Here is a 12,397-nt window from a genome sequence, read left to right as displayed (position 1 = left end):
CCCTTAGTTCAAAAAATGTAATGGTCCGGTGAGGTTAGACAGGGTTATTTTACTATCAATTTTCTTTCTGATTACATGGTCTGCAAGCGCACAAAGAACAGTCGTTTCAGGTCGTGTTACAGATGCGTCTACAGGTGACCCCATACCTTTTGCCAATGTAATATTTAAAGACCAGTCAACAGGTACTACAACTGATTTTGAAGGATACTATAAGGTTGAAATTGGTTTAAAAGTTGATTCGGTTCTTTGTTCATATATTGGGTATAAAGCGAAGGTGAAGCCAATAAAGTATGGGCAAACACAAGTTGTTAATTTTCAGCTTCAGGAGGAGGTAGCAACGCTTCAGGAAGTTGTTTTTATAGCTGGAGAAAATCCCGCTTACCCTATCTTACGTAATGTTGTTGCCAACAAACCAATTAATGATAAAAAGTCACTTAATGCCTATCAATACGAGACCTATTCTAAGGTGGAAGTGGATGTGGATAATATTACTGACAGATTTAAAAAGAAGAAGTTTGTTAAGAAAATTACTCAGGTAATGGATAGTGTGGAGCAAATAGCTGGTGAGGATGGCAAACCTATCTTACCGGTATTTATCTCAGAAACCATCTCACAATTCTATTTTAGAAATAACCCAGAGCTAAAACACGAGAAAATTCTTAAATCTAAAATTACTGGTGTTGGGGTGGAGGATGGCTCACTGGTTTCACAATTTATAGGTTCTTCTTTTCAAGAGTATAACTTCTATCAAAACTGGCTCAATATCGTAAGTAAAGATTTTGTATCACCCATTGCAGATGGCTGGAAGTTATATTACGATTATGACCTGCTTGATAGTGCCATGGTGGGCAATGACTATTGCTACAGACTAGACTTTTACCCTAAAAGAGAGCAAGACTTAGCCTTTTATGGCACCATGTGGATTACAAAAAATGAATATGCACTAAAGCAGATAGATGCAACAGTCACCAAAACAGCTAATCTTAACTATATAGAAAAGATCAAAATCCAGCAGGAATTGACCAAAACGGAAGCAGGGGCATGGATACCAACTAAAAATAGAATATTGCTAGATATTGGTGAAATCACTGAGAACATGGCAGGGGTTTTGGCTAAATTCTATACTTCAAATCAGGATATTGAGGTGAATAAACCTTTTGAAAACAAGTTCTATGAAAAGCCAATTGTTGTTGCTGAAGACTTTAGTATCGGTAATACAGATGAATTTTGGGAAAGCAAGCGACACGAACCACTAAGCCCAACTGAAATGAGTGTATATCGTATGATTGACACACTCAAAAATATTCCAATTGTTAAAACGTATACAGAAATAATCAACATAGCCGTTAATGGTTATAAGAAATTTGGCAAGTTTGATGTGGGTCCTTATTTATCTATTTACGCTAACAATACAATAGAAGGTCATCGTTTTCAATTAGGATTAAGAACCAATTCTGACTTTAGTAACCGTTGGATTTTCGGAGGCTTTTTAGCTTATGGTACTAGAGATGATGAATTTAAATATAATGGTTTTGTAAAAAGAATCATGTCGAGGGATAGATGGACAACCATTCAAGCACAATATACCCATGACATCGACCAGGTGGGGTTGTCTGCCGAAGATTTAATTGGATATTCAGTCTTTTTAACAGCTACAAAGTTTGGCAATTTGGTGCGCCCATACTATTACAATCAGTTTAAGCTCATTGCTCAGCGCGAATTATTTAAAGGATATAATCAAAAAATAACCTTTAATTACAGAACATTCGATCCACTATACAGCTTTGCTTACAGAACAGAGCCTGAAAGCATGGACTCACCCCTTGAACGTGAGATTCAAACAGCTGAAGTAACTATTGAGTCCAGGTTTGCTAAAGATGAGTTGTTTATTCAAAATGAGAATGATAGAATCAGCTTGGGAGCTAATAAATGGCCAATATTTACTGTTAGGTACACCAGAGGGATTGCAGGTATAGCAGGCAGTGATTTCTCCTATAATCGAATGGGAGTTAATATACAGAAGGATTTGAGACTAGGTCTATTTGGTACCTCAAATTTTGATATTTCCGCTGAACATATTTTTGAAACGCTACCATACCCATTGCTAAAGGCTCATATAGGTAACGAATCAACATTCTTTTCGCAAGCAGCTTTCAACCTTATGAATTTCTCTGAGTTTGCCAGTTCAACCTATGCCTCTTTAAGGTATAACCATTACTTTGAAGGGTTTGTCCTCAATAGAATTCCTGTAATGAAAAAGCTCAAATGGAGGCTGGTGGCAACTGCAAACGTGCTCTACGGTTATCTTGACACCGATAATTTAAACTTATTACCGGAGTTTGATGAGAATGGGGTGGAAGTGCAACAGATCGGCAGACTTACTGATGATCCATATGTAGAATTGGGTTATGGTGTAGAAAATATCTTTAAAGTGTTAAGAGTTGACTTCTTACACCGACTCACTTATCTTGACAATCCAGACGCCTCAAAATTTGCCGTCAAATTTAGTTTCCAATTCATTCTATAGAATGAAACAACTCATCCTAATAGCACTTATTTTATTGTGTGGTTGCAAACGCCACTCCAGGCACAGTATGGTCTCAATAGAAACAGAGGCAAGTGAAAATGATGCTCTGGCATACCTAGATGAGATGATTGAGTCTGGTGAAGCCAACCAGCTCACTTATTTTAAACGAGCGGAAGTCAACCTCAAGTTGAATAATTACTCCCGTGCATTAATAGATGTTCAAAAGTCTCTAGAGCTAGATCCTACCTATCAGGAATCTTACTTACTTCAAAGTCAAATATTATTTAATAAAGGTGACATACAGCAGAGTATCAATTCTGCGCTACAGGCAGAACAACGGGGCCTTAGAAACTATGAGCTTTATAAACTCCTGGCAATAAACTATTTAAAGCTTAATGAGGCCGATAACGCTGAAAAAGCGATACAGCGATTACTCGACTTCAATTACTCTGCAGAGAACCTCTCGCTTAAAGGTGATATTTATTTGAGCCTTAAAGATACTGCTACGGCAATCTCCAGTTATACAAAGGCAATTGATGTCTCTCCCGAATTACCAAGGCCTTATGAATCGCTTTATCAAATTTATAAATATAAAAATCCAACATTAGCTGAAAGATATATTTCAAGCTATCTGAATAAGAATGATGATAATCAAAGCTTCTTGTTATTGCAGGCCGACATTTATGCGAATAGAAAATCATACGACAGTGCCATATCAATTTATAAAAACCTAAAGGAAGTAGTAGATACATCCAGTGTATTGTTAAATAATATGTCGTTGTATTATTATCAACTCAACCAATACGATACAGCCTTGATGCTGGCAAAAAACTCTCTGCTCAGTGATAGTATCACCAACCGAGAGGCACAATTGCTTGTCGCCAGGTCACTTGATAATTTACGGGAATACAATGAATCTAAGTTGTATTATGAAGCTTTAGTTAAATATGATTCAACTGATGCAATTGCATTAGATGAACTGGATAAGTTGAATAGAAAAATTGCATATTTGTGGCGATTACAGCAACAGGAAAGAACTTTTGATAGCATTCGAACAAGTGCTCCACCTGTTGTTGAAAGAAAAGACGTGAATCAGTAATATGAGCGGAATGATTAAAATCACTCTCCCTGACGGGACAATTAAAGAGTTTAATAAAGGGGTTACCAGCCATGATGTGGCCATGAGCATTAGTGAAGGCCTCGCCAGAAATGTATTATCTGCGAAAGTGAATGGAGAAGTGTGGGATTCTTCAAGGCCTATAAATGAAGATGCTACAGTACAACTCTTAACCTGGAATGATCAGGAAGGTAAGTCAACGTTTTGGCATTCTTCTGCTCACGTTTTAGCAGAGGCGTTAGAAGAATTATATCCTGGGGTAAAATTTGGAATTGGCCCACCCATTGAAAACGGATTTTATTATGATGTGGATTTAGGTGATCTTGATTTTGGCGATGAAGAGCTAGCGGCTGTTGAAAAGAAGATGACCGAACTTGCACGCAATAAGAATGAATTTTCCAGAAGTGAAATTTCAAAATCTGATGCACTTAAATACTTCAAAGATAAGGGCGATGAGTACAAAATAGAGCTCATCAATGACTTGGAAGATGGAACAATTACATTTTATCAGCAAGGTAATTTTACAGATTTGTGCCGTGGGCCGCATATACCTCATACAGGGCTGATAAAAGCAATAAAGTTAATGAGTGTTGCAGGTGCCTACTGGCGCGGAGATGAGACCAGAAAGCAGCTAACACGTATCTATGGCATCACATTTCCTAAGCAAAAGGAGCTTTCTGAATACTTGGAAAGGTTAGAAGAAGCTAAAAAAAGAGATCATAGAAAGCTTGGTAAAGAATTAGAACTATTCACTTTCTCTGAGAAGGTGGGCATGGGTCTGCCTCTATGGTTACCTAAAGGAACAATTCTTCGAGAGAGGCTTGAGAACTTTATGCGTAAAGCCCAGGTAAAAGCAGGCTATGATCCGGTAGTTACACCGCATATTGGTTCCAAGCAGCTGTACGTAACTTCAGGGCACTATGAAAAATACGGTGCTGATTCATTTCAGCCAATAAAGACACCGAATGAAGATGAGGAGTTCTTGTTAAAACCAATGAACTGCCCTCACCATTGTGAAATATATAATTCAAAACCAAGGTCGTATAAAGATCTGCCAGTAAGACTTGCAGAGTTTGGAACGGTTTATCGTTATGAGCAAAGTGGTGAGTTGCACGGCCTAACAAGAGTAAGAGGTTTTACTCAAGATGATGCCCACATATTTTGCAGGCCAGATCAGGTTAAGAACGAGTTTGTCAAAGTAATAGACCTTGTGTTGTACACTTTCAAAGCACTAGGGTTTGAAAACTACACCGCTCAGGTTTCATTGCGTGATCAAAATAATAAAGCTAAATATATAGGTAAAGATGAGTTGTGGGATCGTGCTGAGAGAGAGATACAGGAAGCAGCCGATGAGCGCGGCCTAATTACAGTTTCTGTTGAAGGTGAAGCTGCATTTTATGGCCCTAAACTGGATTTTATGGTGAAAGATGCTTTGGGTAGAAGTTGGCAATTGGGAACTATACAGGTGGATTATACTTTACCTGAGCGATTTGAATTAGAATATACAGGCTCTGATAATCAAAAGCACAGGCCGGTAATGATTCACCGTGCACCATTTGGTTCTATGGAACGATTTGTGGCTGTGCTAATTGAACATTGTGCCGGTAATTTTCCACTATGGCTTGCGCCAGATCAAATTGCTATACTACCTATATCTGAAAAGTATCATACCTATGCGGAGGAATTGAAGACTTTGCTCAATGAAAAAGATATTAGAGGATTCTTGGATAGTAGAGATGAAAAGATTGGTAGAAAGATACGTGATGCTGAAGTTAAAAAAGTACCTTTCATGCTGATTGTAGGGGAGAAGGAAGAAGCTAATAGAGAAATTTCTGTTAGACGACATGGAGAGGGGGACTTAGGAAGTATGAGTATTGAAGAGTTCATTGGACATTTTGAAAAAAATGTCTCAATTTAATCGATAAATCAACTGTTGATCAATATTTAAAAAGATTTTATACTTTTTGATTAACGAAAATATATGTTGATATTTGCAAACTGTTTTTTCAAGGTAAACTAAAGGAGGTAACAATTAGTAAACAAAGATTTCAGAGAAGAGGGCCTCGAGGGAGAGTAGAAGAGCCCTATAGAGTTAATGAACTTATAACTGCTCGCAATGTGAGGGTTGTTGGTGAAAATGTTAAGGTAGATGTATATCCCATAAGTAAAGCACTAGAACTGGCTAAGCAACAGAATCTAGACTTAGTGGAAATATCACCAAAGGCAGATCCTCCGGTTTGTAAAATCATTGATTACTCAAAGTTCAAGTACGAACAAAAGAAAAAACAGAAAGAGATAAAGGCGAAAGCTCAAAAAACGGTAATCAAAGAAATCCGTTTTGGGCCTAACACCGAGGAGCATGACTTTAATTTTAAATTAAACCATGCGATTAACTTTCTAAAAGAAGGATCTAAGGTTAAAGCTTATGTTCACTTCGTAGGAAGAACCATTGTTTTTAAAGAGCGTGGAGAAATCTTATTATTAAAATTTGCTCAAGCGCTTGAAGACTATGGTAAGGTAGAACAACTACCTAAGTTGGAAGGTAAACGAATGATTATGTTCGTAGCGCCTAAACCGGCTAAAAAGAAATAAGAATACAGATCGATAATAATTATATAAAATGCCAAAAGTTAAAACTAAGTCAGGAGCGAAGAAGAGATTCAAGCTTACAGGTACTGGCAAGATAAAGCGTAAGCACGCTTTTAAGAGCCATATCTTGACTAAAAAAGAAACAAAGCAGAAAAGAAATCTGACCCATATGACATTAGTTCATAAGTCAGATGAAAAGAGTATCAAAGAACAGTTAAACATCTAGTTTAAAGTTCAATACTCAGGTTTTAAATTTTAACCCGATTATTAGGCACCAGCAAAGATTCTATTCAATTAGGACGCCAATAGTCAAAAACAATTAAAAAAAATGCCAAGATCAGTTAATCACGTAGCTTCAAAAGCTAGAAGAAAAAGAATCCTTAAAGCCGCTAAAGGTTATTGGGGAAGAAGAAGTAATGTATGGACAGTAGCTAAAAACGCTGTCGAAAAAGGTTGGACTTACGCTTACCGCGATAGAAAAGCTAAGAAAAGAGATTTTAGAAAATTATGGATTCAGCGTATTAATGCTGGAGCTAGAATGCACGGAATGTCTTATTCTCAATTAATGGGTAATTTAAAGAAAGCTAATATCGATCTAAACAGAAAGGTACTAGCTGACTTAGCAATGAATCATCCAGAGGCTTTCGAAGCAATTGTAAAGAAAGTAAGCAAATAAACGTTTAACCACGATCTGTATTTAAAAGCCCTGACAGTTTTGTCAGGGCTTTTTGTTTCTAAGCTATTTTGGAGCTACACATATGTATTATTAATTACTTAATACAATTAGTAAACTTCTATAGTCCCTGTAGCGTTCTATAACAGAACATTTATTAACCCACTAAATTCTAATAATATGGCATTAAGATTAGGAGATGACGCTCCGGATTTTCAGGTAGAAACAACAGAGGGAAAAATTGATTTTCATCAGTGGCTAGGTGATAGCTGGGGTATTTTATATTCTCACCCTGCTGATTATACACCAGTTTGTACTACTGAGTTAGGGCGAACAGCGCAACTAAAATCTGAATTTGAAAAACGCAATACAAAGGTATTAGCAGTTAGTGTTGATGATTTAGAGTCACATCAGGGGTGGATAAAAGACATTAATGAAACACAAAACACTGTGGTTAATTTTCCAATTATAGCTGATCCTGATAGAGTTGTAGCAACAGCGTATGATATGATACATCCAAATGCCTCTGCAACAGCCACCGTTAGATCCGTATTTTTCATTGGCCCTGATAAAAAGATTAAAGCTTCTATTACTTACCCGGCAAGTACAGGAAGAAACTTTGCTGAAATACTTAGAGTTATCGATTCTTTGCAATTAACGGCAAACTTCAGTGTAGCTACGCCAGCAGATTGGCAGCAAGGTCAGGACGTGGTAGTGGTTCCTGCCATTAAAACAGAGGATATACCGGCTAAATTTCCAAAAGGACATACCGTTATTAAACCATATTTGAGGATGACGCCTCAACCAGATAAGTAATTTATATTTATTATTTCTTACACAAAAGGCTAAGTAGATTACTTAGCCTTTTGTGTAAGTGCCAACTATTTTAAAACATCTGCAGATACAATTAAATACGTATATATAAACATGAACAATAATAGACTTCAATCAGAAATAACAGCACCCATATTCAATCTAACGGATGTTTTTGGAAGACAAATCAATCTGGAAGATTATAAAGGTAAAAAAACCTTAATAGGTTTTTACAGGCATGCTGGTTGCCCTTTTTGTAATATGCGAGTGCATGCACTCACAAAATTGTATGCAAAAAAGGAGTTGAATAATATGGAAATGATTTTCTTCTTCGAATCAAAAAAGGAAATCATATTAAGAAGTACATTCCATAAAGAGGTGTCACCCGTTCCTATTATCTCAGACCCTGAGAATACCTGGTACAAAGCATATGGAATCGAAAAATCAGGTTATAAATCAGCTGTAAGTCATATCACTACCTTTGTACAGACGGCTATAAGAGCGGGTAAAACTGGAGTTCCTATGCATTTAATGGCTGGTGATGAATCCATTAAAACAATGCCAGCGGAATTCTTATTAGATGAAGATCTGATTATAAGAAAGTTGCACTACTCAGAACGCTTGAATAGTAGAATGTTGGTAGATGAAATTATATCTTTTGCGAATGGAAAAGAATATGATAAAGTCATTTAACCAATAGAAGTCAATCTATAAGATCAATATCTACTTTGGTTTGAAGTTCTGAAGTTCCATTACCTCTAAATGAGCCTTGCACAGGCAGTGTATTAACGGGATGATAACTCGTGGCGAGAGGTATATAAAGTTCAGTAATAAATAAACCTGAAGATGGGTCTATTCCGATCCATCCGGCTCCGGCCACCCAAACCTCTACCCAAGCGTGTAGTTCGTGGCCCGTTATTTCAGGGTTGTAACTATAACCACTTACAAACCTGGCAGGATAACCTTTGTGTCTTAACATTTGGATCATCATCCATGCCAGGTCTCTACATGATGCAGCGTCTGAATTAAAGCAGCTATTAGGGTCTAGTAAATCTGGGGAATAACTTGTAGTATGATCCCACTTTTTATGGATCTTGTGACACAATGCCCCAACAAACTGTACCGGGTTATTATTTTCAACATCTTCCAGCCAACTTACTAACTCTTCATTTAGCAAAAGCTGATGCTCTAAATACAATTTGATAGCACTGGTATGATTCGTTTTTGACTTTTCTTCTACTAAAAAATTGAACTGGTTTAACTCAGAAACTTCGAGGGTCATTAATACATTTACAGTTAATTGATCTGTAAGATTGTTAAACCAACATTGCTCATAACTATTATTCTCTACATCTAGCCTAATTGCCCTGCCATCAGGTTTTGGAGCGATTTCTATAGTATGATCAAGAACAGTTAAGTAACTTCTATTCTGAGGATAGAAGTATAGATGATGAGGTTCAGGAAAGACTTTATCTTGATATAAATAGCTGGTTGTATGTTTGATCTTAAGTTTCATTCACAGGTTTTGGAGTATGTTCTTGAGTAACGTTAATCGCGTTATTCAATTTGTCTGCTGGTAGCTTGTCTATGGCAGCACTTAGCTTATTATTCCAAAAATCAGCAATGTGGCCAAGGTCTTTTTCTTCGAACCGATGCTCAATTAATTGAAATTGATCTTTTTTCAATACAACAGTATCAATAGGGTAGTCCACATCATTGGCAGATATTCTGGTCGCATCAAACGATAAAAAACCACTCTTCAGGCCAAACTCTAAGCTTGAATTAAAGGTTAAGGACCTTTTTAAGATGGGAGTGCCGAAACCTGAATTTCCAATAATCACAAAAGGGGTACCTTCTCCAATTTCAATCCAATTTCCCTGCGGATACAGCAGGTAAAGCTTCGGTTCTTTGTCCTCTTCCAACTGGCCACCTACTATGGCAGATAAATTGAAGTTGAGACCTGCAGCATCGAGGTTTTTTTTATCTTCTTCAGCCACTCGCTTTACCTGATCGCCAAATTTGTTTACTGCCTTATATAGCTTGTTAAACTCTTTGTCTTGATCTTCAATAACTTCACTAAAATAGGTAATGGCCTTATCTCTGACAGAGCGTAACCCTGAAGTCATGATAAAATAGGAGTGCTTATCCCGCTGCACGGTAAAAATCTTTTTAGAGGTTGTGGTATCGCTGCCTGAAGTTATTCGTGTGTCAGCGAGTCCGATTATACCTTCTTTGCTAAATATGCCTAAACAATATGTCATTCTTGAGTTTGAAATTGTTCGGTGAAGTTAGGTTGAATTTTGAAATACTGGTCATAAATACTATCCGATATACTATTTAATCTCAATTGAAGCTGATCTAAGTATTCATGCAGCCCTATATCAAAAATATCGTTGATATCTGCGAATTCTAAGTCTGAACGCAAGCTACCAATAGCCTTCTCTGCTGCATTGGAAAATCCATGTTTAGATTCGGAAATAGCATGCAGACATTCTTCTACTTCAATGAGGCAAAAAAGTACAGAACGGGGGAAATAACGGTTAAGTACCAAATAATTAACTATTAAATCCGGTTTAATATTACCATACAAACGCCTGTAAGAATTAAATGCACTTACTGACTTAAGCAATGCGACCCAGTGCAGAAAGTCTAATGGACTGCCCACATCAGCTACAGAAGGAAGTAAAAAATGATACTTTACATCTAATATTCTGGACGTTTTATCTGCACGCTCCATGTATTTGCCTAGTTGAGAGAAATACCAACCTTGAGTTCTCGGTACATTATCATAGGCTATACCATTTAGCAATTGTATTTGATTTTTTATGTGCTTAAAACAATGTTTAGGGTCTTCTTTCTTCCAGATTTTCTGGCTATAAGCTTCTTGAACGTAGTAATGTAATTCGTTAAGTACCTCCCATGTTTCCCTTGGTATGTTTTCCCGAACAATTCGTGCATTTTCACGTGCGAATGTGACTGATGATATGATTGAATTAGGATTACGCTCATCAAAAGCCAGGAAATAGATGGCATTTGATCTGGTCTTTTTATCACCAAATAACTCGGTGTATTGCTCCATACCTGCCGTAGCTTGGATTAGTGGATCCCACTGCTCTTCTATACCGGGAGGTAAATCGAGGGATAAATTGAAATTGACGTCAATGAAACGAGCATAATTTTCAGCTCTTTCAGTGTATCTTCCTAACCAAAATATTGAATCAGCAACTCTGCTTAACATATAAGTTCTCTTTTTAATTTAATCGAATAATACCCACGTATCTTTACTACCGCCACCTTGCGAGGAGTTAACCACTAAAGAATCTTTCACCATGGCAACTCTTGTAAGTGCTCCGGGAATAATATCAATAGACTTACCATATAAAGCATATGGTCTTAAGTCCACGTGGCGCGGTGCAAATCCCTCTTCACCAAAAGTGGGGACAGTAGAGAGTGAAAGGGTAGGTTGAGCTATGTAATTTCTTGGGGTCGCTTTCACCAATTTCTTAAATTTTTCGTGCTCTTCTGTGGTAGCTTTTGGTCCAATTAACATACCATAACCACCCGCAGCATTGGTTTCCTTCACTACCAGATCTTTAATGTTTTCTAAAACATACTGCAAATCATCTTTTTCGGAGCACATGTAGGTTGGCACATTTTCGATAATTGGATCCTGATCTAAATAGTACTTGATAATTTTGGGTACATAGGTGTAAACAGCCTTATCATCGGCAACACCAGTACCTGGCGCATTAGCTATTGCCACGTTACCGGCTTTATAAGCTTCGAATAAACCTGGTACACCAAGCAGCGATTTAGGATTAAACGCCATTGGGTCTATGAACTTGTCATCAATCCTTCTATAAATGGAATCCACTTGCTCAAGACCTTTAGTGGTTTGCATGTACACTTTATTGTCCTGCACCATTAAATCTTGACCTGTTACCAGTTCTGCCCCCATTTGTTGAGCCAAATAGGAGTGTTCAAAATAGGCTGAATTGTGAATTCCCGGTGTTAGAACAGCAACTGTAGGGTTTTCCTTATCGCTCATGTATTCTAACATGTTCAATAGCTTGCCAGGATACTCTGATACTGGTCTTACGCCCAAACTCGCAAATAATTGAGGAAATGCCTGCTTAATAATTTCTCTATTTTCTAATAAATACGAAACACCTGATGGGCATCGTAAATTATCTTCTAAAACATAAAACTGTCCTTTAGCATCTCTAACTATATCGCTGCCAGTAATGTGGCACCAAATACCTTTAGGAGGTTTTAACCCTACACAGGGGTCAAGATAGTCGCTGCTGGAAAGAATCATTTCCTTGGGCACTACCTTATCCTTTAGAATTTTTTGATCTTTGTAAATATCATCCAAAAACAAATTGATGGCTTCAATACGTTGCTGGAGACCTTCATCGATTACTTTCCATTCACTGCCTTTTATTATCCTGGGTATCAAATCCAGATGCAATATTTTTTCAATGCCTTTGCTATCGTGATAGACATTAAATGTCATACCCATTGATTTTTGGGCTTTGTCTGTGCTGTGCTGTAATTGCTTTAGCTTTTTGTCTGAGTAATTGTCGAGTTTCTCGCGTAGCTCTACATAATTAGAACGACATGAACCGCTCTCTTCAAACATCTCATCATAGTGTTGTTGAATAGGATAATTATCGAA

The 12,397-nt window shown here is 37.3% G+C and carries 12 protein-coding genes; 8 read left to right on the top strand and 4 right to left on the bottom strand.

What is annotated here, in order from left to right; translation table 11 throughout:
* Positions 1-28 precede the first annotated feature (28 nt).
* The 8 genes from JR347_RS13765 to JR347_RS13730 all read left to right on the top strand — a co-directional run bounded on the left by JR347_RS13765 (position 29) and on the right by JR347_RS13730 (position 8,412).
* Positions 29-2,527, top strand: a complete 2,499-nt coding sequence (locus JR347_RS13765) for a DUF5686 and carboxypeptidase-like regulatory domain-containing protein (RefSeq protein ID WP_205721168.1) — start codon at positions 29-31, stop codon at positions 2,525-2,527.
* A 1-nt stretch (position 2,528) separates the two neighbouring features.
* Complete coding sequence (locus tag JR347_RS13760; RefSeq protein WP_205721167.1) at positions 2,529-3,626, top strand: tetratricopeptide repeat protein; 1,098 nt, start codon at positions 2,529-2,531, stop codon at positions 3,624-3,626.
* Positions 3,627-3,636: 10 nt separating this feature from the next.
* Entirely contained in the window at positions 3,637-5,562 is a 1,926-nt protein-coding gene (thrS, locus tag JR347_RS13755; RefSeq protein ID WP_394369425.1) for a threonine--tRNA ligase, read from the top strand.
* A 113-nt stretch (positions 5,563-5,675) separates the two neighbouring features.
* Positions 5,676-6,236 (top strand): translation initiation factor IF-3, encoded by a 561-nt coding sequence (gene infC, locus JR347_RS13750; protein ID WP_205723918.1) that lies wholly within the window; start codon positions 5,676-5,678, stop codon positions 6,234-6,236.
* A gap of 28 nt (positions 6,237-6,264) precedes the next feature.
* Positions 6,265-6,459, top strand: a complete 195-nt coding sequence (gene rpmI / locus JR347_RS13745) for a 50S ribosomal protein L35 (RefSeq protein WP_205721165.1) — start codon at positions 6,265-6,267, stop codon at positions 6,457-6,459.
* A 102-nt stretch (positions 6,460-6,561) separates the two neighbouring features.
* Positions 6,562-6,909, top strand: a complete 348-nt coding sequence (gene rplT / locus JR347_RS13740) for a 50S ribosomal protein L20 (RefSeq protein WP_205721164.1) — start codon at positions 6,562-6,564, stop codon at positions 6,907-6,909.
* A gap of 177 nt (positions 6,910-7,086) precedes the next feature.
* Positions 7,087-7,722 carry a peroxiredoxin gene (locus JR347_RS13735; protein WP_205721163.1) on the top strand — a complete coding sequence of 212 codons (636 nt, stop codon included), beginning with the start codon at positions 7,087-7,089 and terminating at the stop codon, positions 7,720-7,722.
* A 111-nt stretch (positions 7,723-7,833) separates the two neighbouring features.
* Positions 7,834-8,412 carry a peroxiredoxin-like family protein gene (locus JR347_RS13730; protein ID WP_205721162.1) on the top strand — a complete coding sequence of 193 codons (579 nt, stop codon included), beginning with the start codon at positions 7,834-7,836 and terminating at the stop codon, positions 8,410-8,412.
* Between the two features lie 10 nt (positions 8,413-8,422).
* Here the strand turns inward: JR347_RS13730 and JR347_RS13725 are convergent, their stop codons facing one another.
* From JR347_RS13725 to JR347_RS13710, 4 genes are read right to left on the bottom strand one after another with little or no spacing between them, the layout of a single operon-like run.
* Positions 8,423-9,235 (bottom strand): transglutaminase family protein, encoded by an 813-nt coding sequence (locus JR347_RS13725; RefSeq protein WP_205721161.1) that lies wholly within the window; start codon positions 9,233-9,235, stop codon positions 8,423-8,425.
* Complete coding sequence (locus JR347_RS13720) at positions 9,225-9,980, bottom strand: peptidase (protein ID WP_205721160.1); 756 nt, start codon at positions 9,978-9,980, stop codon at positions 9,225-9,227. Before JR347_RS13720 ends, JR347_RS13725 begins: the two co-directional genes overlap by 11 nt.
* A complete protein-coding gene (locus JR347_RS13715; protein WP_205721159.1) occupies positions 9,977-10,957 on the bottom strand; it encodes an alpha-E domain-containing protein in 981 nt (326 codons plus the stop codon). Before JR347_RS13715 ends, JR347_RS13720 begins: the two co-directional genes overlap by 4 nt.
* Positions 10,958-10,975: 18 nt before the next feature.
* Positions 10,976-12,361 (bottom strand): circularly permuted type 2 ATP-grasp protein, encoded by a 1,386-nt coding sequence (locus JR347_RS13710; RefSeq protein ID WP_205723917.1) that lies wholly within the window; start codon positions 12,359-12,361, stop codon positions 10,976-10,978.
* Between the last annotated feature and the right edge of the window lie 36 nt (positions 12,362-12,397).

It is taken from the genome of Fulvivirga lutea (assembly GCF_017068455.1).
GTDB lineage: Bacteria > Bacteroidota > Bacteroidia > Cytophagales > Cyclobacteriaceae > Fulvivirga > Fulvivirga lutea.
This window is presented reverse-complemented; position numbering and strand designations above follow the sequence as displayed.

Bases quoted from the DNA above. Each gene is read 5' to 3' on its own strand.
- JR347_RS13760 (WP_205721167.1), top strand. From the start codon at position 2,529: ATGAAACAACTCATCCTAATAGCACTTATTTTATTGTGTGGTTGCAAA.
- thrS (WP_394369425.1), top strand. From the start codon at position 3,637: ATGATTAAAATCACTCTCCCTGACGGGACAATTAAAGAGTTTAATAAA.
- rpmI (WP_205721165.1), top strand. From the start codon at position 6,265: ATGCCAAAAGTTAAAACTAAGTCAGGAGCGAAGAAGAGATTCAAGCTT.
- rplT (WP_205721164.1), top strand. From the start codon at position 6,562: ATGCCAAGATCAGTTAATCACGTAGCTTCAAAAGCTAGAAGAAAAAGA.
- JR347_RS13735 (WP_205721163.1), top strand. From the start codon at position 7,087: ATGGCATTAAGATTAGGAGATGACGCTCCGGATTTTCAGGTAGAAACA.
- JR347_RS13730 (WP_205721162.1), top strand. From the start codon at position 7,834: ATGAACAATAATAGACTTCAATCAGAAATAACAGCACCCATATTCAAT.
- JR347_RS13725 (WP_205721161.1), bottom strand. From the start codon at position 9,235: ATGAAACTTAAGATCAAACATACAACCAGCTATTTATATCAAGATAAA.
- JR347_RS13720 (WP_205721160.1), bottom strand. From the start codon at position 9,980: ATGACATATTGTTTAGGCATATTTAGCAAAGAAGGTATAATCGGACTC.
- JR347_RS13715 (WP_205721159.1), bottom strand. From the start codon at position 10,957: ATGTTAAGCAGAGTTGCTGATTCAATATTTTGGTTAGGAAGATACACT.
- JR347_RS13710 (WP_205723917.1), bottom strand. From the start codon at position 12,361: ATGTTTGAAGAGAGCGGTTCATGTCGTTCTAATTATGTAGAGCTACGC.